Origin of the sequence: Staphylococcus sp. EG-SA-14 (genome assembly GCF_017151935.1) — a bacterium.
GTDB lineage: Bacteria > Bacillota > Bacilli > Staphylococcales > Staphylococcaceae > Staphylococcus > Staphylococcus aureus.
Window position 1 is genome coordinate 36551 of sequence record NZ_JACVZM010000001.1, and the last position, 23474, is coordinate 60024.

The window sequence follows — 23474 nt, forward strand, 5'->3', positions numbered from 1 at the left end:
TCATTCTATTAGTGCAATTATAACTTTTTTGACCAATACTTTGCTAAAATAGGCCCTGTTATATTATGAATGAAACTAAACACTGCGCCTGGTACTGCTGCAATTGGATTAAAATGCAATGCTGCTAATGACACAGCTAAACCAGAGTTCTGCATTCCAACTTCAATACTGACTGCTTTTTGATCTTGTCGATCTAATTTTAAAAGACGAGCTAACCAATATCCAATCGTATACCCTAATACGTTATGTAAAATAACTACTAAAAATATTAATAATCCTGTAGTTAAGATTTGGTGCTTACTGCCACCTACAACTATTGCTAAAATTAATGAAATAGCAACAACTGATATAATTGGCAAAGCTGTAGAAGCTTTTTCAGCAATTTTACGATTAATAATTTGCAAAACAATACCTAAAGCAATTGGAATTAATACAACTTGAACAACTGACCACAACATACTCACGAAAGATACTTCCAACCATTCATTTGCAAATAGATATATTAACGCAGGTGTAACGAATGGCGCTAGCAACGTAGAGACCGTCGTAATAGAAACAGAAAGTGCTACGTTAGCTTTGGCTAAATAACTCATTACATTACTTGATGTCCCACCCGGACAACATCCAACTAATATTACGCCAACAGCAATATCAGGTGGTAAATGAAAAGACTTTGCAATTATAAATGCTAATGTGGGCATAATACTGAATTGTAGACAGACACCAATAATTACTGCTCTAGGTGCTTTAAAGACCATTTTGAAATCATTAGGTGTAATTGTTAATCCCATACCTAACATAACAATACCAAGTAAATAAGGTACCCATTTACCTAATGTCGCAACATGTTGTGGGAAAATAAATCCAATAACAGCTGCTACTAACATCCATACCAAAAAACTCTTCGTGGCAAATATACTCAATTTTTGAAACATTGTTAACACATCCTCGTCGATAATATTGAAAAATATTACCATAAGACCAGTAAGGTTACAATTACTTTTCTGAAAATTAAGATTATTTAGTCATTCTCTTCTTATTGCAAATATTTTATCACTGATAAACAATTATTTTAAACTTCATTCAAAAGTCTTAGTGAATAAAGAAAAAAAGCGTGGTAAAATCAACTTGAACAAAATTAAGTCACCTTTATAAATATTAAACGTGTATTTAATGCCATGTATTCCTCGGGAGGTCCTCACATGTTAATTGATAAATTCGAAACATACATCATCAACATCGCCGGTTTAAATGACCGTACTACTAGAAAAAAATTAAGTAAGTTATGCAAAAGTGTACAATTTTGTGATGCGTTGCAATTCTCAATAAACAAACAGTTTAATCAGTATGTATTAGAAATTAGCTTACCAAAGCAACAACTTCCATACTTCATTTCATTTTTAAGTTTTCATCAGTATAGTATTTTCCAAGTACTTTCACCAAAGAAAATAAATGAATTACTTGATTCTGATAATTTATATCAATCTGCAAAGCGTTTCGATATCAATATTGATGGCTTGCAAGATGCTTTCATTAAAGACAAAGTCATCGATATTATGAATATGTTCCAAAATCACACTGATATCACTTATACGTTGAATAAGTCTCATGCACATATTATATGTACGCCAGAAATATTTGCTAAATTGTTACATACGATTGCAACTAGAAATATCGACATTCTATCTGCCAATTATAGATCGTCATCTATGAGCAAAGCTCGTATATCATAATAAAAGACACATCTATACGATGATCATTTACAATGATTGCGTATAGTGATGTGTCTTTTTTTGTATTATTTATCTTCGGACGATTGATCCTCAACCATTTGTTCAAATGCTTCACGAACTTGTGGTACTGTCATACCTACTACAACTTGGATACTCTTACCACTCTTTACTAATCCGTGTGCCATTTGTTGATGCGTGAAATATTCCGTATCTGCAACTTTACTTTCATCATAAACAGTTAAGCGTAATCTTGTTGTACAGTTAGTAACATCTTTGATATTTTCTTTGCCGCCTAAACCGTCGAGGTAATATGCAGCTTTGTCTTCGTATTCATTACCAGTTGAAGCACGTTTAGAATCTACGCTATCACCTTTTTTATTTTTGTAATCTTGCTTAGAAAATAATTTAACTTCCTCTTCTGTTTTCTTACGTCCAGGTAATGGAATATCAAATTTCAAAATTAAGAATCTGAATAAGAAGAAGTAAATCGCTACAAATATCAGACCGATAATAACTTGTGCAACATAAGTACCCCAATGTTCTTTACCTAATGGCAACCAGTTTGTTGAAATAAAGTCTAACAAGCCACCACCCATGTTACCTACAACACCAAATGCGTACATTAAAGTATCCATTGATGCTGCTAAAACTGCGTGTAAAACAAATAAGTATGGTGCGATGAATAAGAATGTAAACTCTAATGGCTCAGTAATACCTACAACGACTGCTGTTAATGTGGCAGGAATAAGTAGTGCCGCCACCTTTTTACGATTTTCTTTAGGTGTCGTAGCATACATTGCTAAAGCAATACCTAAACATCCAAATACTTTCCCATTTCCTTGAAGCATAAAGCCATAAGGGAATTGCTCTTTTAATGGCTTAGTACTCTTAGCAAACTCATTTAAATGTTGTAACCATTCAGCTTTCAAGCCGTGATTGACTACTACTGGTCCAACTTCAATTGGTGCATAAATAAAGTGATGTAATCCTGTTGGTATTAATACACGTTCTAAGAAGTGATACAACCATACACCGATATAGCCTGAAGCAATGATAAAGTGTTGCATTGAACCAATACCGTGCTGAACAGTTGGCCAAATAACACAAGTAATTGCTGCTAATGGTAACATCACAAAAAATGAAATCGTAACTACAAATGTTAAACCTTGGAATACACCAACCATTTCTGGTAATCGTTTACTATAGTATCTATTGTGAATCCAAGTAATAATAGCTGAAATAATAATACCACCTAGAATATTCGTATCCAATGTGGCAATACCTGCAATTGATTTTAAACCAGGTACATTTTCAACGCCTTTTTCTAAATTAGCGCCAAACGTATGTGGCCATTGTGTTAAAATGGCATTTATAAATGTATTAAACATTAAGTAACCCATCAATGCTGCAAGTGCTGCATGACCTGGTGCTTTTTTAGCTAAAGAAAGTGGTAGACCTACAACAAATACAACTTCCATATGCGTAAAAATAACCCAGCCACCAGATTCTATTACTGACCAAAATTTAAACCAAAACGTATGTTGATCTGCTAAACTCCCCATGATTGTAGGATTTTTAAATAATGTCGCAAAGCCAAGCACTATCCCAAAGAAAGCGAACATTAATACCGGTACAATCATTGCACTACCGAAACGCTTTATCGCATTCATCTTCTATTCCCTCCATATCATCTTTCCTAACAATACATCTAATTAGATTCATTTATAAATAGATGTCTTACTATTTAAATATAATATATAGTAAACGCTTACACACCTACAACGACATTGACGTATTTTGAAAGTATTTTGTATAATCAGATTATCTTTTCATATAGTGAAAATTTTTTCACGACCTTATATATGACATCGTTGTATTTGTAATACATTCGTTTTAAACGCATAATCAAACCTATATCAATACACAAATATATATAATGACATACAAGATTTTAATGTAATAACGATCTATTACACATTTATTTTCAAGGAGGTTGAATATGTTTTTAGATGAACACATTAATCGAAACTTTGATAAACTTAATGATAATGATTTACATATCGCTCACTTTATCAATACACATATAGATGAATGTAAAAATATGAAAATACAAGATTTAGCGCAATTCACACATGCCTCGAATGCAACCATTCACAGATTTACACGCAAATTAGGTTTTGACGGTTATAGTGATTTTAAATCGTACCTTAAATTTGAAAGTAATAAGACACACCAATTACCTTCTAACTCTATCGATAGTTTCAAACAAGAAATCGATAGTACATTCAGTTATTTAGAACGCGTTGATTACCAGCTTCTTACTAAAAAAATGCATACAGCTTCAACAATATATTTGTATGGTACAGGGCGTGCACAGTTAAACGTTGCTTCAGAGGCACAGCGTATATTGTTAACGTTACATAATCATGTCATTGTACTTCATGATGAACATGAACTTAAAATGATTTTGAACAAGAGTGAACCTAATGATTTATTCTTTATTATTTCATTATCAGGTGAAACACATGAATTATTAGAAGTAACAAACTTGCTTCAACTTAGACAAAAATACTTTATTTCTGTTACTACAATGAAAGATAATACCCTTGCTCAAAAAGCAAATTACAACGTCTATGTATCCAGTAACACATTCTACTTAACTGATGGTACAGACTATTCTAGCTTCATCAGTTATCATATATTCTTTGAAACACTTGTAAGAAAATATAATGAGTATTTACTACATAATGATATTTCAAATTAGAAAAAAGGAAGTTATGATTTAATGGCCTTGAGCCTATCATAACTTCCTTTTATCATTTTATTGTTGTGTTGATGTTTCGATAACGTGGTACATCTTATCAAACATCAATTCGAAACCATGCACCATGGCATCATGATATTCTTTTTTCTTTTGCTTGTATTCTAAATTAGTAAATCGTCTTTCTTTTTCAACTAATGAACGATAATAAAATAGCATTTGGGTGCCACCTGTTTCACGTTCAAAAAATTCTACCTCAATGACATCTTGTGTTTCACTTAGTCCAGGCATACCGATAGTCATCTTAACGTATTCATCCATAACTAAAGATTCATAAATGCCTTCAATCACATTTACTTTGCCATTACGTTGTTGATCTACAATACGATATTTACCGCCTTCTTTAACGTCCGCTTCAATCTCTTTATTCGTTCTGGCTGATGTCATAAACCATTGTTTCAACAAATCTTTCTTTGTCCAAGCTTCGTATACTAACTCTGGAGAAAATTTATAAAGCTTTTCAATTTCAACTTCGACATGTTCATTCTCTACATTAAATTTTGCCACTGTTGTCCACCCACTTTCGCTCTTACTTTTATTTTAACGTATTTTTGCTCAGTTCCAAACATAGATGATCATCATTTTTAAAAGATTAGCGTTATACGGTGAGTACAACATGATCTGTTAATATAACAAGCCACCTTACTTGGCTACATCGATATATTGTTAAGCATTAATGTTTCATTTCTTGACTAGTGTTCTTTTTTAGCTTTGGAAAATTAAATAAAATCGCAATAAGTCCGCATACACCTAATAATATAGGATAAATGCTGTATGGGAATAACATTAACGGTGAAATACCAGCTACACCAGCCGCTGAAATGACTTGCGGGCTATATGGTAATAAACCTTGGAAGCAGCCTCCAAATATATCAAGAATACTTGCTGATTTCCTTGAATCTACATCATATTCATCTGCAATATTTTTAGCTAAAGGACCTGACATAATAATAGAGATGGTGTTGTTTGCCGTGGCAATATCTGCGACACTTACCAAACTAGCAATTCCTAATTCTGCGCCACGCTTTGATTTCACTTTAGAGCGAACAAATTGCAACAACCATTCAATACCACCATTGTGTTGAATAATACCGACTAAACCACCAATTAGCAACGCAATCATAGCAATATCTTCCATGCTTATAATACCTTTGGACACTGCATCTAGTAGCCCCATCCAACCGAATGAACCATCTATGAGACCAATGATTCCGGCTAATAATGTTCCACCAATCAATACGATAATGACATTTACACCTAATAATGCTAATACCAATACTAAAATATACGGTACAACTTTAATTAGATTATAATCATAGTTTTTAGCATGATTTAAAGAAATGCCATTCGTTAAGAAATACAGAATAATAATCGTTAAAATAGCACCTGGCAATACAATTTTAAAGTTTACTCTGAATTTATCTTTCATTTTCGTATGTTGTGTTCTAACCGCAGCAATTGTTGTATCTGAAATCATTGATAGATTATCGCCGAACATTGCACCTCCAACAACTGTAGCCATTGCTAGCGCAGTTGGTACATCTGTCGCTTGTGCAAATCCGTAACCAACAGGTGCTATTGCAGCAACAGTCCCTACTGACGTCCCCATAGATATAGAAACAAACATACAAATCACAAACAATCCTACAATAATTAAATTTTCTGGGATTAATGATAGTCCTAAATTAACTGTCGACTTTACGCCACCCATTTTTTCAGCTGTATTTGAAAATGCACCTGCTAAAATAAAAATCAACATCATTAAAATAATGTTTGAATGGCCTGCACCTTTCGTGAAGACCTCAACTTTTTTAGCAAATGATTCTTTTCGATTCATTAATAACGCCACAATTACCGTTATCGTAATTGCAACATTTAATGGCATTGAAGTAAAATCACCTGTGATAATACCTACGCCTAAAAACAACGCCACAAATAATAACAAGGGGAATAATGCCCAAGCATTGCTCTTTTTATGTACTTCCATCCTTTTTACCTGCTTTCCAATTAAAAATACCTCTTTCTCACAAACGATGAAGAAAGAGGTTTTCATGTGCTTTACCTGCTTATCTTCAAACCATTACGGTTACTGGAATTGGCACATTCGAGATGTTGCCGAGGCTTCATAGGGCCAGTCCCTCCACCTCTCTAGATAAGTGATGCTTATTTACGTTTACGTTACAAGATAATCCTTAGTACGTCAATCATAAATTAATCAGGAGTCGTATAATATTTTTCATAAATAATCATTGCTACTGTAATAATAATCAAAACAATAATGCTAATAACAAGTAAAAGCCACCATTTAAGCATTAATGCAATAAAAATGAACACGATAGATACACTTACTAATATTAATGATATGACTTTAAATTGCTGTGCGCTTTGTTCAGAAATAACTTTCAACTGTTTGTTTGATGGACGCGTATTTTTTATACTGATTCCCAGTATATTTTCTAATATTTGAACCAATACGATACTTATTGCAAATATAATAATTGGTAAAACATCATAGCTCCCTATAGTTAATGTATAAATTACAAATCCAATGTAAAGTAACCCTGAGACAAAGGATAAAAAGTATGCGACGTATTTGTTAAACTTAATGATATGCTTTTTAACGTTTTGATGTGTAAGCCATACATTCGAAACGATCGCAACTGCTACAAATAATGTGAATACTATATATAATGGTAATTTTTGTTCAGGAAAAACAGTCGCTATTCCAAAAGCTAATGCTAAAATCAAAAATAATATAGCTCTAGATACTATTAATGCCATAATAACACCCCCTTTGTTTAATATCGAGTTTGCAAATTTACGTTTATCAGCGTTTCTATGATCAGTACTTCTACGGGTAGCGTTTCTATGTAATTTACATCATCTTAACATATAAATACTTCGCTATTTAATTGAAAACATATCCTATTATTCTTTGTCCGTTCTGACGTTTAATATCTAGCCTTAGGCATTTCACTTGTTAATGAATTTAACTTTCTTCCACTAACCGTCCCTAAACCCAATCCCGCAACATTTTTTAATTTTTTCGTTGTTGTCCTGACATCCTCATTAAGAAAGTTTATTCTGCTTAAACCTTATAATCCACACCCTGAGCAAACGCTCCTTATGACAGAGTATTAAAATAAGCCGATAAAGATACACACCTTTACCGACTATTTAAAATACACTTCACCAATTCATTTTAATTTAATGGATTGAAGTAACTAAATTAATATTATGTTGTTCAATTAAAAGCTTCATACAAACCTAATCTATTTGCACTCCACCGCTAACACCGAACACTTGTCCGGTTGTATAACTTGATTCTTCTGACGCTAATAGCACATAAGTTCCACATAACTCAACAGGTTGACCTGCACGACCTAAAGGTGTTTTTTGACCAAATGTTGGGATTTTACTTTGAGGTTGCCCACCAGAAATTTGTAATGGTGACCAGAATGGACCAGGCGCTACACAGTTCACTCTAATTCCTTTTGGTCCTAATTCTTCTGAAAAACTTTTAGTTAATGAAATAATTGCTGCTTTTGAAGCGGCATAATCATGAAGAATTGGACTAGGATTATAACCTTGTACAGATGATGTCGTTGTAATTGACGCACCCGGTTTTAAATATTCCAATGCTTTTTGAACTGTCCAAAATAGCGGATAGACATTCGTTTCAAATGTTTCTGTAAATGCCTCAGTTGTAAATCCATGAATATCATCATGATACTGTTGATGTCCAGCAACTAAAGTAACATTATCTAAGCCACCTAATTGTTGATATGCTTGTTCAACAAGATCATAGTTGAACTGCTCATCTCTTATATCACCAGGAATTAACACTGCCTTTTGACCACTTTCTTCAATTACTTGGCGTACTTCTTGTGCATCTTGTTCTTCACTCGGAAGATAGTTAATCGCTACATCTGCACCTTCTTTAGCATACGCAATTGCTGCTGCACGCCCTATTGCTGAGTCACCACCTGTGACTAACATTTTATAGCCTTGTAAGCGTTGATGACCTTGGTAAGACGTTTCGCCACAATCAGGTGCTGGCGTCATTTCAGATTGTAAACCCGGTACCTCTTGTTCTTGTTTTTCATATTCCGTTGTTTTAAATTTTGTTCTAGGATCTTGAGTTGCCATTTTTTAACATCTCCTTATTCGCTTAATGGTTATTATTTACCCAATCTTCCTAGGAACTTAATCATGATTACACTAAAAATTACTTTCTTCTTTATAAAAACAAGCTCGAATTACTCATGCAATAGTCTCTTTACAAATTCAACAAAATACTCAGGTACTTTTTCCAGAATCCTTTCATCCGGTTTATATTGAGGGTGATGTAAATCATATTCACTATGAGAACCAATTAACGCAAATACACTTGGAAAATGTTGACTATAACCTGAAAAATCTTCTCCAATCGTAAGCGGTTGTTCCATCATTTCCACCTTATATCCAACATGTTGGGCTACTGCAATTGCTTTATGCGTCAATGCCTCATCATTCATCACAGCGCCAGGTAAATGTGTATAATTTAAATTAATTTTCATATTATATGCTTGAGCCAATCCGTCCGCAATATCTTGTAATCGTGTTTCTACAAGCTTTCGTACCACAGGATCAAAACTACGCACTGTGCCTTGTACATACGCATGATCAGCAATGACATTCCAAGTATTACCACATGATATTTGTCCAATTGTTACTACCGCTTCATCAAACGCAGATAGATTTCTACTAACTATGGATTGAATACTATTAATCAATTGCGCCAACACAATAACTGGATCGTTGCATTGTTCTGGCTTTGCAGCATGACCACCCACGCCTTTAATATGAAACTCAAAGCGATCTACTGCTGATGTAATTGCCCCTGTTTTGATTGCAAATGTACCTACCGAACGCGATGGGTCATTATGAAAACCCAATACTGCTTGTACATCTTTTAATGCATCTGTTTCAATAATTTTAAAAGCGCCATGTCCTAGTTCTTCTGCTGGTTGAAAAATGAATTTAACACGCCCAGTAAGAGTGCCCTCAATTTCTTTTAATTTTACAGCCGTAGCCAAAATACTAGCCATGTGAATATCATGACCGCACGCATGCATAACACCTTCATTTTCAGATTTAAAATCCTGTTCAACAAGCTCTTGAATCGGTAAAGCATCAATGTCAGCCCGAACAGCTATACAACTCAGACCTTGTCCCACTTCAGCAACCAGCCCAGTCATAAGCGGTAAGTCTAATATTCTAATATGATGTTCTGTTAAAATATCTTTAATTTTTTGTGTTGTCTTAAATTCTTTATCGGATAGTTCTGGAAATTGATGAAAATACCTTCTCCAGGTAACAGCTTGATCTTTTAATCCCATCGGTCATTCCCCTTCCTTAAGTCAATGATATGTTGTCTACCCTACGATGATCATCTTTGACTATTAAACGATGATTTCACAACAATGTACTCTTGTTAATTGCTTTCGTTAATGATAGACAGTTGTTTAATAATATCGTAACACTGTTGTCAAACTATTCTAACTTTTATAATTAAGAACCTATACAAAAACGTATTCTCGGATAAACTTGTTTTTACAAACCACAAAAAGCTCTAAACATTAGTTTAAACCAATGCTTAGAGCTTTCTAATTATTTTATGCTTTAAAAGATAATGTGTTATCTACGATGACCTTACCGTCTTTAATAACTTTTTCTGCGTGATTGATACCAAAATGATATGGAATATATTCATGATTTGGTGCATCCCAAATTACTAAATTAGCCTTATCACCTGTGTTAATTGTACCCGCGTTAATGTCTATTGCTTTAGCAGCATTGACCGTAACAGCATTCCAAACTTCATTAGGTGATAGCTTTAATTTCAAGGCTGCAATCGCCATAACAAGTTGTAAGTTGTTTGTGACACTACTACCAGGGTTATAATCAGTTGCTAATGCAATCGCACCGTTATTGTCTAGCATGCCTCTTGCATCTGCATAATCTTCTTTACCTAAATAGAACGTCGTTGCAGGTAAGAGGACAGCTACAGTATCACTATTTCGCAACTTTTCTTTTCCTTTATCACTAGAAGCTACTAAGTGGTCTGCTGATATTGCTTGTTCATCAATTGCTAATTCCAGTCCGCCTAACGGATCAATTTCATCCGCATGTATTTTCACTTTAAAACCTGCTTCTTTGGCTTTTTGCATATAATGTTGCGATTGTTCTATTGTAAATACACCTGTTTCACAGAAAATATCCGCAAAGTCTGCATATTGTTTTACTTCCGGAAGTAACGCAATCATTTCTTCTAAAAATGCCTCATTTGAACTTGCCTCTTTAGGTACAGCATGAGGCCCTAGGAAAGTATGTTTCATGTCTAAATCATATTTCTCAGCTAAACGATTAGACACTTTCAATTGCTTCAGTTCATTTTCTCTATCTAATCCATAACCACTCTTACTTTCAACTGCAAGCACGCCGTGTTTAATCATAGTAAGCAAATCATGCTCTGCTTTTTTAAACAAGTCATCTTCGGATGTTTCTCTAGTAGCATTAACGGTAGATAATATGCCACCACCCATTTCTAATATTTCAAGGTAAGACTTACCTTGACGTTTTAATGACATCTCATGTTCTCGAGATCCACCAAATGTTAAATGGGTATGAGCATCTACTAATGCCGGAGAAACTACTTTTCCACTAGCATCTATCGTCTCAGTCGCATCATAGTCATCTGTATGTTGTCCAGCATATACAATTTTGCCATCTTTAATGACAACTGTACCATTTTTCACAACATTTAATTCATCTAATTCCTTACCCTTCAAAGGTTTATCTGTTGATTTCGGTAAAATTAATTCTGCTATGTGATTAATTATTAAATCATTCATTATTTATCACCTGCTTTATCAATCATTGGAATATGAATACCTTTTTCTTTAGCTGTTTGAATAGCGATGTCATAGCCAGCATCAACATGTCGGGCAACACCCATACCTGGATCAGTCGTCAATACACGTTCCAATCTTCTTTCAGCACGCTCTGATCCATCTGCTACAACAACCATACCCGCATGAAGTGAATATCCCATGCCAACACCGCCACCGTGATGGAATGAAATCCATGAACCACCTGCAGCTGTGTTAATGAGTGCATTCAATACAGCCCAATCACCAACCGCGTCACTGCCATCTTTCATACTTTCTGTTTCACGGTTAGGACTAGCAACTGAACCAGCATCTAAATGGTCTCGTCCAATAACAATTGGTGCTGAAATTTCACCGTCACGTACAAGACGATTTAAAGCTAAGCCCATTTTCGCTCTTTCTCCATAGCCTAACCAAGCAATACGTGATGGTAGTCCTTGATATGAAATTTTTTCTTCAGCTAAATCAAGCCATCTTAATAACTTTTCATTTTCTGGGAAAAGTTTGCGCATTTCTTCATCCGCACGCTCGATATCTTTTGGATCACCACTCAACGCAGCAAAGCGGAATGGCCCTTTACCTTCACAGAATAATGGTCTAATGTAAGCTGGTACAAAGCCTGGGAAGTCAAAAGCATTTTTCACTCCGTTATTGAAGGCTACTTGACGAATATTGTTACCATAATCAAATGCTACAGCGCCACGTTTTTGGAATTCAAGCATTAATTCAACATGCTTTGCCATTGAAGCTTGTGACAGTTCAACATATTTTTTCGGATCTTTTTCACGCAATACTTTCGCTTCTTCTACAGAGTATCCTTGTGGCACATATCCATTTAGCGGATCATGTGCACTTGTTTGGTCAGTAATAATGTCAATTTTAAATCCTTTTTCTAGAATCGCTTGATGGATGTCTACAGCATTTCCAACTAACCCGATTGATAATCCTTCTCCACGTTCTTTCGCCTCTTCTGCTAATTTTAATGCTTCATCTAAATCAGCTGTTTTAACATCACAGTATTTCGTATCAATTCGCTTATCAACACGTGTTTCATCAACATCCACGCAAATTGCTACCCCATGATTCATAGTAATTGCTAACGGTTGCGCACCACCCATACCACCTAAACCTGCTGTCAGTGTAACAGTGCCTGCTAAATCTCCATTAAAGTGTTGATTACCTAGCTCGGCAAATGTCTCATAAGTACCTTGCACAATACCTTGAGAACCAATATATATCCAACTACCGGCTGTCATCTGTCCATACATGATTAAACCTTTTTTATCTAATTCATTAAAATGATCCCAGTTTGCCCATTCAGGCACTAATACTGAATTTGAAATTAATACACGTGGCGCTTCTTCATGTGTTTTAAATACAGCAACTGGCTTTCCTGATTGTACTAACATTGTCTCATCTGATTCTAATTCTCGTAACGTTTTCTCTATTGCTTCAAAAGCTTCCCAATTACGTGCTGCTTTTCCAATACCACCATAAACAACTAAATCTTCTGGTCTTTCAGCAACTTCTGGGTCTAAATTGTTGTATAACATTCTAAGTACTGCTTCTTGTTCCCAACCTTTACACTCAATACTCAAACCTTTTTTTGCTTGAATTTTTCTCATAAAATTCGCTCCTGTTCTTTTAAGAAGTTAATTCCACTAAATTTAAAACGCTTACATTATTATCTTCAATATTCATTATAGTATGTTAAAATATAGCCAACAAATATAAATAAACTAATTATCCATAGCTTGAACCTATAAATAAAAGGAGCAAAACACATGAAAATTATTCAGTTAGAATACTTCTTGGCTATCGTGAAATATAATAGTTTTACTAAAGCTGCACAATTTTTACATATTAGCCAGCCATCTTTAACTGCTACGATTAAAAAAATGGAAGCAGATTTAGGTTATGACTTATTTACACGTTCAACAAAAGACATCAAGATTACCGAAAAAGGAATACAGTTTTATCGTTATGCGAGCGAATTAGTTCAACAATATCGATCCACGATGGAAAAAATGTATGATTTAAGCGTTACATCAGAACCAAGGATAAAAATTGGGACTCTTGAATCTACGAATCAATGGATTGCGAATTTAATTCAAAAGCACCATTCCGACTACCCTGAACAGCAATATCGTTTATATGAAATACATGACAAACATCAATCTATAGAGCAATTACTGAATTTTAATATTCATTTAGCTATAACAAATGAAAAAATAACCCACGAAGATATAAGATCCATTCCTTTATATGAGGAATCTTACATTTTATTAGCACCCAAGGAAACATTTAAAAATCAAAATTGGGTAGATGTTGAAAATTTGCCACTCATATTACCAAACAAAAATTCTCAAGTGCGCAAACACTTAGATGACTATTTTAATAGAAGAAATATTCGTCCAAATGTCGTTGTAGAAACAGATCGATTCGAATCAGCAGTTGGATTTGTTCATCTCGGCTTAGGTTACGCTATCATTCCGAGATTTTATTACCAATCATTTCACACGTCTAATTTAGAATATAAAAAAATTCGTCCAAACTTAGGCCGAAAAATTTATATCAATTACCATAAAAAACGCAAACACTCCGAACAAGTACATACATTCGTACAACAATGCCAAGATTATTTATATGGACTTTTAGAGGCTCTTTAACTTAAGTTATTAGTGCCTCTTATGCAGTTGCGTAGTCAACTGTATACCTTTCGCCTTTAACTTAAGTTATTAGAGACTCTTATGCAGTTGCTCAGTCAACTGTATACCTTTTGCCTTTAACTTAAGTAATTAGAGCCTCTTATGCAGTTGCGTAGTCAACTGTATACCTTTCGCCTTTAACTTAAGTTATTAGAGCCCCTTATGCAGTTGCGTAGTCAACTGTATACCTTTTGCCTTTAACTTAAGTAATTAGAGCCTCTTATGCAGTTGCTCAGTCAACTGTATACCTTTTGCCTTTAACTTAAGTAATTAGAGCCTCTTATGCAGTTGCGCAGTCAACTGTATACCTTTTGCCTTTAACTTAAGTTATTAGAGCCTCTTATGCAGTTGCGCAGATCATCGTATAAAAATTAATGACGTCATTTCAAAAATCGATACAAAAATAATTTATTATAAAAATTCTAAGAAAGAAGTGAAGCAGATGTTAAAATCTATTAATCATATATGCTTTTCAGTCAGAAATTTAAACGATTCAATACATTTTTATAGAGATATTTTACTTGGGAAATTGCTGTTTACTGGTAAAAAAACTGCTTATTTTGAGCTTGCAGGCCTATGGATTGCTTTAAATGAAGAAAAAGATATACCACGTAATGAAATTCACTTTTCATATACACATATAGCTTTCACTATAGATGACAGCGAATTTAAATATTGGCATCAGAGATTAAAAGATAATAACGTGAATATTTTAGAAGGAAGAGTTAGAGATATTAGAGATAGACAATCAATTTACTTTACCGACCCTGATGGTCATAAGCTAGAATTACATACTGGCACACTTGAGGACAGATTAAATTATTATAAAGAGGCTAAACCACATATGACATTTTACAAATAAGGCGTCATTATAAAAAGGCCTCTTGAACTCCGTTAAAATTTTAATTAATGATTATATAATAAGAGAACTTTTCAAACAATACAGTTGTTATTTTTGCTATTTCAACAAACATAAATAAGCAGTAAGATGACTACAACTTAAGAGTCATCTTACTGCAATTATTTTTCAAATATATCAACGTTAATATAACTTCTATTAAGAAATACTCACATTCTGCCCTGCAATGCAAATCTCGTCACATATAAATATTTTTAATTATTTTAAAAAATGATGCACTAAATTAGCAACGAGCTTAGCAGTTCTATTGTCAGCGTCATATGTTGGATTCATCTCAGCAATACTAACTGAAGACACCTTATCACTTGGAATAATACGTTTTGCTAATTCAAGAACAGTATGTGGATACAAACCTAACACTGCCGGCGCACTTACCCCAGGCGCAAACGCACTATCAATGACATCCATACAAATCGTAAACATAATGATATCATGTTCATGTACAAAACGTTCAATCATATCTTTAATTGTTGGTGATACGTGACTCAATAATTCATCTGCAAAGACATAATCAATCTTTTTCTCTTTAGCATAATCAAATAAACTTTGCGTATTACCACCTTGAGCAATACCAAGCACTAAATAATCTGTGTTTTCATCTTCTTCTAAAATTTGTCTAAAGCTCGTTCCAGATGTAGATTGTTGTTCAGCACGTGTATCAAAATGCGCATCAATATTTATCACACCAATAGATTGTGTTGGATAGACTTTACGTGTTGCTAAATATTGAGCATACGCAATACTATGTCCACCACCTAATAAAAATGTTTGTCTATGATTAGCAATTGACTTCGCTGCAAGCATAGCAAATTCTTTTTGAGTATCAATTAATTCCTCATGATCATGATAAACATTTCCGTAATCGACTAAAATTTCACATTGATTCAAATCCGGCAAACCTGCAAATGCTTGTTTAATCGCATCTGGTCCTTCTTTTGCACCAATGCGCCCCTTGTTTAAAGCAACACCTTTGTCAACAGCATAGCCTAATATACCGACCCCTGATGGCATACTACTCTTTTCCAGCTTAGACAAATCTTCAAATGTTACTGTTTGAAAATGTCTAAATTTTTTCGGGTCTGTTTCACTATCTAACCTTCCAGTCCATAAATTTGGTTCACCTTGCTTGTACACAGCATTTCCCCCTCTTATTTATGTGGCTTATTAACAATTAAAGTATAACGTATAGGAAATTTTGAATTCAATTCATAGTTAAATCCGTATCTTAAAAATACTTATCTACATTACTTTTACCCCTATTTTCTATGTAATAACGAATACTTAGCTGATTTATGTTAATAAAATACGTCAAGACTATTACATTTTCATTAATATTGACATAGACAATTTATCTCTCGGCTTGTAATATGTATAATTGTTACTAAAAGATATTTTGCTTGTTACCTAATGGAGGTTACATATAATGAAGAACAATAAAATTTCTGGTTTTCAATGGGCAATGACGATTTTCGTCTTCTTTGTCATTACAATGGCGTTATCCATTATGCTCAGAGATTTCCAGTCTATAATTGGTGTCAAACACTTTATATTTGAAGTTACAGATCTAGCACCATTAATTGCTGCAATCATTTGTATACTCGTTTTCAAATATAAAAAGGTCCAACTTGCAGGTTTAAAATTCTCAATCAGCCTGAAAGTAATTGAACGTCTATTGCTAGCTTTAATTTTACCTTTAATTATTCTAATTATTGGTATGTACAGCTTTAATACATTTGCAGATAGCTTTATTTTATTACAATCAACAGGCTTATCAGTACCTATTACACACATTCTGATTGGACATATTCTGATGGCGTTCGTAGTAGAATTCGGATTCCGTTCATACTTACAAAATATTGTTGAAACGAAAATGAACACGTTCTTTGCAAGTATTGTTGTTGGTTTGATGTATTCAGTTTTCTCAGCAAATACAACTTATGGTACAGAATTTGCTGCTTATAACTTCCTTTATACATTCTCATTCTCTATGATTCTTGGTGAATTAATTAGAGCGACTAAAGGACGTACAATTTATATTGCAACGACATTCCATGCTTCAATGACATTCGGACTTATTTTCTTGTTTAGCGAAGAAATCGGCGATCTATTTTCAATCAAAGTCATCGCCATTTCAACAGCAATCGTTGCAGTAGGATACATTGGTTTAAGCTTAATTATCCGAGGTATTGCATATTTAACAACAAGACGAAACCTTGAAGAACTTGAGCCTAATAATTATTTAGACCATGTCAATGACGATGAAGAAACTAATCATACTGAGGCTGAAAAATCTTCTTCAAATATTAAAAATGCTGAAAAAACAGGTGTAGCTACTGCATCAACGGTCGGTGTTGCTAAAAATGATACTGAAAATACAGTGGCTGACGAACCAAGCATTCATGAAGGTACTGAAAAAACAGAACCTCAACATCACATAGGTAATCAAACTGAATCTAATCATGATGAAGATCATGACATCACTTCGGAGTCAGTAGAATCAGCAGAATCAGTTAAACAAGCACCACAAAGTGACGATTTAACAAACGATTCAAATGAAGATGAAATAGAGCAATCATTAAAAGAACCTGCGACTTATAAAGAAGACAGACGTTCATCAGTTGTAATTGATGCAGAAAAACATATCGAAAAAACTGAAGAACAATCTTCAGATAAAAACAAATAATAACAAAGCGCTTGCTAGTACCTCTTAAAAAGATGATGCTAGCAAGCGCTTTTCTATACTATATATTATTTTTCTAAAATTTTAACACCCTCTTGAGTGCCTACAATAACTTGATCTGCCATATCTAAGAAGTATCCTGTCTCAAACACACCTGTCAGATGAATTAAATACTCATGGAACTTATATGGGTCAATTCCTTTTGGTAACTTACAATCTAAAATATAATTGCCATTATCAGTTATAAATGCGACATCTTCGTTTACACGACGTTCTACTTTTATATCAGCGTATGATTCAATTTTACGTAATATGTGATACCAGTTAAATTTATCCACCTCTACTGGTAACTTAAACGTCTCACCTAAGTATTGAACTATTTTCGTTTCATCGACAACCACAACAAAACGCGATGCCATTTCATCTATAACTTTCTCTCTGAACAGCGCACCACCGCCACCTTTAATTATATTTAAAGATGGATCTACTTCATCAGCACCATCAATTGCTAAGTCGATATGATCAACATCATTGATTTCACATATTTTAATACCTAATTCTTTTGCTAAAAATGCAATTTTATTAGAAGTGCATACACCTGTAATATTGTAACCACGTTCTTTAATTAGTTGCGCCATTTGAGGTAAGAGTAATTCCATTGTACTTCCTGTACCAATTCCCAGCGTCATGTCACCATTGATTTGACTTAAAACATCATTTAATGTCATTAACTTGAGTGCTTTGACATCTTTCATGAAGGTAGCCTCCCATATTTATGTAATCTATTCAATTCATATTTTACATGACTCGTATAAATTAACATACCCTTATTTCTAACATTTTTTTAAACATATCAATCAGAATTTACAATTCTAAAAATGTTTTATAGTACAATATATTTTAAATAATACTCGTTAAGGAGAATGATATGATATCAATTCACGCAATTTCGACAGGAAAAATCCAAGATTTGCCTTATAGCTCGAAAAGACCGATGCGCTCTGCTTTAGATAAAACTAAGATTTCACAAACAACATGGTTATCTTCAACTGGTTTCACTGGTGATGAACAGGCTTATAAAGATCATGGTGGACCACATAAAGCAGTTTGTGGGTTTAGTAAGCATAATTATGCACTGTATCAAGATGATTTACCTACACTACCTACTCATGCGATGTTTGGAGAGAATTTAACATTTGATTATTTAGACGAATCTGATGTTTACTTTGGTAATCAATATCGTTTAGGTGAAGCGTTAATTGAGGTTTCTGAAATTAGAGAACCATGCTGGAAAATTCAAGCAAAATATAATATTCCTGATTTAGTGAAGCGCATGTCTACATCTGGTAAAACAGGTTTCTATTTCCGGGTATTAAAACAAGGCTATGTATCTCCAAATGATCAGCTTTACTTAATACAAGAAGCACCAATCGAACATCGTTTATCTGTACAACAGCTTAATGACCTTTATTATAATGATAGACAAAATCAAGATATGTTACGATATGCACTAAACAATCCATTTCTGTCACCAACAAGACGCGATAAACTTCAAAAAATGTATAACAGAACATTGAAATAATTACCTTTCATTATAAGTGTTAAATGAACTTTTCAAAACAAAAAGGAATCAACTTACACATCGTTTGTATAATAGTCTTATCTATAACCACTGATGCTATTGATTCCTTTTTTATGTTATATATTTTCTTTATTTCAAACTGTATATTAATGATGTCACTTCATTTGATACGATTCTTGATAACCTATTCAAAATTCCGCCAAATAACATAAATATTATATAAATGCCGATACTTTTAATCATTTTCTACTTTTTCTTCGATACGGAAACTTGTTTTCGAATTGAACACTTCACCAGCTTTTAAAATTGACGGTGCTTTTTCACCATATAAATTAATATCATTTGGTAAAAATTGTGTTTCTAATGTAAAGCCAGAATGTGGTTTATAAATATTAAATGGACTATCCCACTCATCAGGCTGGTTAAAAGTAAAGAACACAACATGAGGCATATCTGTATCGACCTCTAACATAAATTCATGATTTTCAACATACATTTTATGTTCACCAACTGTAAATGGGTGATCAAGACCACCAAAACGTGTCATTTGTTGGCTTAATTGCGCATGTTGTGATGTAAAAATATCACTCAATTTTAACTTGTTATCTTCAAACACTTCATGTAAATCTAGAATATCACCTGTAACAATATTTCGCTCATCTAATACATACATATCTAATTGATTACTTGAAATGCGATGATTATCAACGACATTATTATCTCGATTCAAATTGAAGTACACATGATTCGTAGGACTAAACAATGTGTCTTCTGATGCAACTGCTTCGTATTCAATCGACCATTGGTGATCCGCATCATAAATATGTGTAATCGTCACATCGATATCACCCGGGAAATGATCATCAGCTGATTTCAACACCGTCTTAAATATAACTTTAATTTGAGCAATTTCATTTCTAATTTCATAATCAAATAACTTATTGTCCAAACCATGACATCCACCATGTAAATGATGTTCACCGTTGTTTTTTTCTAACTGATATTCTTTACCTTTCAACTTAAATTTAGCATTATCAATTCTACCGCTATATCTTCCTATAGAAGCACCAAATTTAAAAGGATTACTATGATAAAATTCATCCGCTTCAACAACATTTCCAAGAACAATATTATTATCATGATATTTCCAAGACACTACTCTTGCTCCATAATTCGTAAAAATAATTTTAGTTTCATCATTATCAATTTTGATTAAATCTACACCTTGTCTTTGGTGCTCAACTTCAACTATCATTTTTACTTCTCCCTTCTAACCACAAGTGTTCAAGCTCTGCTGGGTAGCAACATTACTAAAACACCTACAATACAAATGATTGCACCGATAACATCATATTTATCTGGCATTTGTTTATCTACGACCATCGCAAAAATCAAACTCATGATGATAAATACGCCACCATATGCTGCATATACTCTTCCGAATGATGGAAATGATTGAAATGTCGCAATGACACCATATAACATGAGTATCGCACCGCCTATTAGCCCAACAAGTGAAGACTGTCCTTCCCTAAGCCACAGCCAAATCAGGTATCCCCCACCTATTTCACATAAGCCAGCTAATATAAATATAAAAATCGGATATAACATGAAATCACTCCATCACATATTTGCTACCAATAATCTATCGGCTACATATCATTTGTTTACATTTCTTCTTACTTCACATTCCCATTTTAAAAAGTTCGTTTTCACATTCATATTGTACACTTTTTTAGACATTATTCTATAGCTAAATATAAAAAAATAAGAGTAACACGCTTTCATCATCATTTTATATGATAAATGTGTGTCACTCTCATCAATTTTATTTTTTAAATACACGTTTCATTGAATTAAATAAGCCACGTTCAAATGTAAGTACTGAATCTTTATATGTTTTAATTGCAATCCATATCAAGACAGCTACCATTACAATTGAGATTAAAGAACTTAAGATGACCTCATATATTTGAAGCCCTGAAGTTTGAGCGCGTACAACTAATTGAAATGGCGCTAAAAACGGAATATAACTTGTGATTAAAGCAAGTTGTCCATCAGGATTATTTATCGTGAATATCGCGATATAAAATGCAATCATACCAAGTAATGTCAGTGGCATCAAAGATTGATTTAAATCTTCTATTCTAGATGTTAATGATCCGAGGATGGCTGCAAGTAATACATACGCCATAATTCCAACAATACTACTTATAATTCCGACAATAATAATTTGCCAAGACAATTGATTCATTTCCACGTTAAAACCTTGTAGCAAGTCTTTTAAGTCAAAGGCAAAAATGCATATAACTGCCATCAATACAATTAAAATAATCTGAGTCACGGCAACTGCTATAACGCCTAAAATTTTAGCAAAAATATGTTGGATTGGTGAAATACTTGTAATAATCATTTCAATGACACGCGATGTTTTCTCACTAGCAATTTCCATAGCTATTTGAGATGCATAATTTAAAACAATAAAGAACATTAGAAAGATAATGCCATAAGCTAAAGCATAGTTGAAAATCTTTTGTCCTTCTGATACTTTATCGACTTCATCATTAGAAATCACCTTATTATCAACTTTACTTTGTGCTTGTAATTTTTGTAAGTCTTCTTTGTTGATATTTAATTCCCCGGCTACCATATTTGTTTGAATAGCTGTAAGCAGTGCTTGTACTTTTTGTGAATCTTCATGACTTACTCGCTTCTCACTAATGATTGTCCCTTGTAACGTGCGATTTTGATTCACCTTGATAATATAAGCTTTATCAAGTTTATGTTTTTTTACTTCTTTTTCAGCATCTTCTATAGAAACTTTAGTAAACTTAGCATCACTATGAAATGTATTCGCCTGTTGCTTGAAAACCTTATAGATTTGTTCATTCGGTGCTGCTACACCAATTTTATCTGGACCATCATCAAACATGTTAATAATCTTATCAATGTTAGATAGGCCAATCATTAAGGCAGCAATAATAATCATAAAAATTACAAATGATTTAGCTTTAATTTTTTTGATATATGTCAAAGTAAATGTCGCCCAAAACTTATGCATCCTTGCCACCAACCTTCTCAATGAATATATCTTGTAATGATGGTTCTACCACTTGGAATCGTTTAACATAACCTTGATGTGCCACAACTTGATAAATATCTTTGGCTACTTCTTCATTCTCAATCGTCAACTGAAGACCTTGCTTCATGTTTTCACTATGAATGATGCCTCTAATGTTTGTTAAATCTGGTAGTGTTGTTTCTGATTCAATGACAACTTTCTTGTTACCATTAGATGCACGTACATGATTGATATCACCAGAAACAACAAGTTGACCTTTATCTAAAATACAAACATCATCACATAATTCTTCAACATGCTCCATACGGTGAGAACTATAAACGATTGTACTGCCCCAGTCATTTAAGTCTTTAACTGCTTCTTTTAATAACTCAACATTAACTGGGTCTAGACCACTGAAAGGCTCATCTAATATTAGTAATTCTGGTTTATGTAACATACTTGCTAACAGCTGAATTTTTTGTTGATTCCCTTTTGATAGACTATCAATTCGTTTTTTGCGGTTTTCAGTAATATCAAAGCGCTCAAGCCAATACGATATTTGCTGTTGTATTTCTGTTTTTGACATTCCCTTTAAAGTTGCCAAATATTTCAATTCTTCTTCAACTGTCAATTTCCCATGTAAACCGCGTTCTTCCGGTAAATAACCAATACGATTGTACATTGTTTTATCTAGTTTTTTACCGTTATACGTAATGTGTCCTTCAGTTGGTTCACTTAAGCCTAAAATCATACGAAATGTCGTTGTTTTACCTGCACCATTTCTTCCTAGAAAACCTAACATTTTGCCTGATTCTAACTTTAATGAAATATCATTTACTGCCGTCATCTTGCCAAAACGTTTCGTAACATGTTCAATTACAAGTCCCATACTTTGCCTCCTAAAAAAATATGTATTTATCTTAATATAACATTTCCATTCTCTATAAATGCAATATTTTTAAAATGAATTTATTTTTAAAATTTCTGAAATTGAAAAATTTAAATAGTGCCATTTTTGCATGTTAAGTATCATTA

22 protein-coding genes and 1 riboswitch are annotated in these 23474 nt (G+C 33.5%); of the genes, 6 read left to right on the forward strand and 16 right to left on the reverse strand.

Going from position 1 to position 23474, the window contains the following annotated elements; translation table 11 throughout:
• Positions 1-17 precede the first annotated feature (17 nt).
• On the reverse strand, positions 18-935 hold the full coding sequence (locus tag IDG63_RS00195; protein ID WP_000486816.1) for a bile acid:sodium symporter family protein: 918 nt from the start codon (positions 933-935) through the stop codon (positions 18-20).
• Between the two features lie 267 nt (positions 936-1202).
• Between IDG63_RS00195 and IDG63_RS00200 the strand changes: the two genes are divergently transcribed.
• On the forward strand, positions 1203-1733 hold the full coding sequence (locus tag IDG63_RS00200) for a hypothetical protein (RefSeq protein ID WP_000904065.1): 531 nt from the start codon (positions 1203-1205) through the stop codon (positions 1731-1733).
• A 65-nt stretch (positions 1734-1798) separates the two neighbouring features.
• Here the strand turns inward: IDG63_RS00200 and IDG63_RS00205 are convergent, their stop codons facing one another.
• Positions 1799-3403: an alpha-glucoside-specific PTS transporter subunit IIBC gene (locus IDG63_RS00205; protein WP_000991504.1), complete on the reverse strand. Its 1605-nt coding sequence runs from the start codon at positions 3401-3403 to the stop codon at positions 1799-1801.
• A 329-nt stretch (positions 3404-3732) separates the two neighbouring features.
• Here IDG63_RS00205 and IDG63_RS00210 point away from each other — a divergent pair, with 329 nt between their 5' ends.
• Positions 3733-4497 carry a MurR/RpiR family transcriptional regulator gene (locus tag IDG63_RS00210; protein ID WP_000477992.1) on the forward strand — a complete coding sequence of 255 codons (765 nt, stop codon included), beginning with the start codon at positions 3733-3735 and terminating at the stop codon, positions 4495-4497.
• Positions 4498-4554: 57 nt separating this feature from the next.
• On the opposite strand, the gene IDG63_RS00215 is transcribed toward IDG63_RS00210, so the two are convergent.
• The 7 genes from IDG63_RS00215 to hutU all read right to left on the reverse strand — a co-directional run bounded on the left by IDG63_RS00215 (position 4555) and on the right by hutU (position 13111).
• The gene (locus IDG63_RS00215; protein ID WP_001051556.1) at positions 4555-5061 is read right to left on the reverse strand and encodes an SRPBCC family protein; all 507 of its coding nucleotides are present in this window, start codon (positions 5059-5061) and stop codon (positions 4555-4557) included.
• 166 nt (positions 5062-5227) lie between these two features.
• Positions 5228-6541, reverse strand: a complete 1314-nt coding sequence (locus IDG63_RS00220; RefSeq protein WP_000451828.1) for a Na+/H+ antiporter NhaC family protein — start codon at positions 6539-6541, stop codon at positions 5228-5230.
• Between the two features lie 76 nt (positions 6542-6617).
• Positions 6618-6713: riboswitch (SAM riboswitch) on the reverse strand.
• A gap of 52 nt (positions 6714-6765) precedes the next feature.
• Positions 6766-7335, reverse strand: coding sequence for a hypothetical protein (locus tag IDG63_RS00225; RefSeq protein WP_001185195.1), 570 nt, complete (start codon positions 7333-7335; stop codon positions 6766-6768).
• Between the two features lie 486 nt (positions 7336-7821).
• A complete protein-coding gene (locus IDG63_RS00230; RefSeq protein WP_000235289.1) occupies positions 7822-8703 on the reverse strand; it encodes an SDR family oxidoreductase in 882 nt (293 codons plus the stop codon).
• A 110-nt stretch (positions 8704-8813) separates the two neighbouring features.
• On the reverse strand, positions 8814-9935 hold the full coding sequence (locus tag IDG63_RS00235; protein ID WP_000523157.1) for a M20 peptidase aminoacylase family protein: 1122 nt from the start codon (positions 9933-9935) through the stop codon (positions 8814-8816).
• A 276-nt stretch (positions 9936-10211) separates the two neighbouring features.
• Positions 10212-11450: an imidazolonepropionase gene (gene hutI, locus IDG63_RS00240; protein WP_000998751.1), complete on the reverse strand. Its 1239-nt coding sequence runs from the start codon at positions 11448-11450 to the stop codon at positions 10212-10214.
• Positions 11450-13111, reverse strand: coding sequence for a urocanate hydratase (gene hutU / locus IDG63_RS00245; RefSeq protein WP_001226823.1), 1662 nt, complete (start codon positions 13109-13111; stop codon positions 11450-11452). The genes hutI and hutU overlap by 1 nt, the downstream gene beginning before the upstream one ends.
• Before the next feature lie 159 nt (positions 13112-13270).
• Between hutU and IDG63_RS00250 the strand changes: the two genes are divergently transcribed.
• Together IDG63_RS00250 and fosB are read left to right on the forward strand one after the other, a co-directional pair.
• Positions 13271-14155 (forward strand): LysR family transcriptional regulator, encoded by an 885-nt coding sequence (locus IDG63_RS00250; RefSeq protein ID WP_000691832.1) that lies wholly within the window; start codon positions 13271-13273, stop codon positions 14153-14155.
• Positions 14156-14636: 481 nt separating this feature from the next.
• The gene (fosB, locus tag IDG63_RS00255) at positions 14637-15056 is read left to right on the forward strand and encodes a FosB/FosD family fosfomycin resistance bacillithiol transferase (protein ID WP_000920237.1); all 420 of its coding nucleotides are present in this window, start codon (positions 14637-14639) and stop codon (positions 15054-15056) included.
• Between the two features lie 255 nt (positions 15057-15311).
• Here fosB and hutG read toward each other — a convergent pair whose 3' ends face one another.
• A complete protein-coding gene (hutG, locus tag IDG63_RS00260; protein ID WP_000277962.1) occupies positions 15312-16247 on the reverse strand; it encodes a formimidoylglutamase in 936 nt (311 codons plus the stop codon).
• 289 nt (positions 16248-16536) lie between these two features.
• Here hutG and lyrA point away from each other — a divergent pair, with 289 nt between their 5' ends.
• Positions 16537-17796 (forward strand): lysostaphin resistance protein LyrA, encoded by a 1260-nt coding sequence (gene lyrA / locus IDG63_RS00265; RefSeq protein ID WP_000794445.1) that lies wholly within the window; start codon positions 16537-16539, stop codon positions 17794-17796.
• Positions 17797-17861: 65 nt separating this feature from the next.
• On the opposite strand, the gene IDG63_RS00270 is transcribed toward lyrA, so the two are convergent.
• Positions 17862-18548 carry a ribose 5-phosphate isomerase A gene (locus IDG63_RS00270; protein ID WP_000655864.1) on the reverse strand — a complete coding sequence of 229 codons (687 nt, stop codon included), beginning with the start codon at positions 18546-18548 and terminating at the stop codon, positions 17862-17864.
• A 173-nt stretch (positions 18549-18721) separates the two neighbouring features.
• Between IDG63_RS00270 and IDG63_RS00275 the strand changes: the two genes are divergently transcribed.
• The gene (locus IDG63_RS00275) at positions 18722-19375 is read left to right on the forward strand and encodes an MOSC domain-containing protein (RefSeq protein WP_000623452.1); all 654 of its coding nucleotides are present in this window, start codon (positions 18722-18724) and stop codon (positions 19373-19375) included.
• Between the two features lie 235 nt (positions 19376-19610).
• Here IDG63_RS00275 and IDG63_RS00280 read toward each other — a convergent pair whose 3' ends face one another.
• Genes IDG63_RS00280 through IDG63_RS00300 form a run of 5 tightly spaced genes read right to left on the reverse strand, consistent with a single transcriptional unit; the run spans position 19611 to position 23328 of the window.
• Positions 19611-20630 (reverse strand): aldose epimerase family protein, encoded by a 1020-nt coding sequence (locus tag IDG63_RS00280; protein ID WP_000634686.1) that lies wholly within the window; start codon positions 20628-20630, stop codon positions 19611-19613.
• A gap of 29 nt (positions 20631-20659) precedes the next feature.
• The gene (locus tag IDG63_RS00285) at positions 20660-20986 is read right to left on the reverse strand and encodes a YnfA family protein (protein WP_000966695.1); all 327 of its coding nucleotides are present in this window, start codon (positions 20984-20986) and stop codon (positions 20660-20662) included.
• A gap of 48 nt (positions 20987-21034) precedes the next feature.
• Positions 21035-21220 (reverse strand): hypothetical protein, encoded by a 186-nt coding sequence (locus IDG63_RS00290; protein ID WP_001789152.1) that lies wholly within the window; start codon positions 21218-21220, stop codon positions 21035-21037.
• The gene (locus tag IDG63_RS00295) at positions 21204-22436 is read right to left on the reverse strand and encodes an ABC transporter permease (RefSeq protein WP_000548702.1); all 1233 of its coding nucleotides are present in this window, start codon (positions 22434-22436) and stop codon (positions 21204-21206) included. The genes IDG63_RS00290 and IDG63_RS00295 overlap by 17 nt, the downstream gene beginning before the upstream one ends.
• Positions 22429-23328, reverse strand: a complete 900-nt coding sequence (locus IDG63_RS00300) for an ABC transporter ATP-binding protein (RefSeq protein ID WP_000524837.1) — start codon at positions 23326-23328, stop codon at positions 22429-22431. The genes IDG63_RS00295 and IDG63_RS00300 overlap by 8 nt, the downstream gene beginning before the upstream one ends.
• Positions 23329-23474 lie beyond the last annotated feature (146 nt).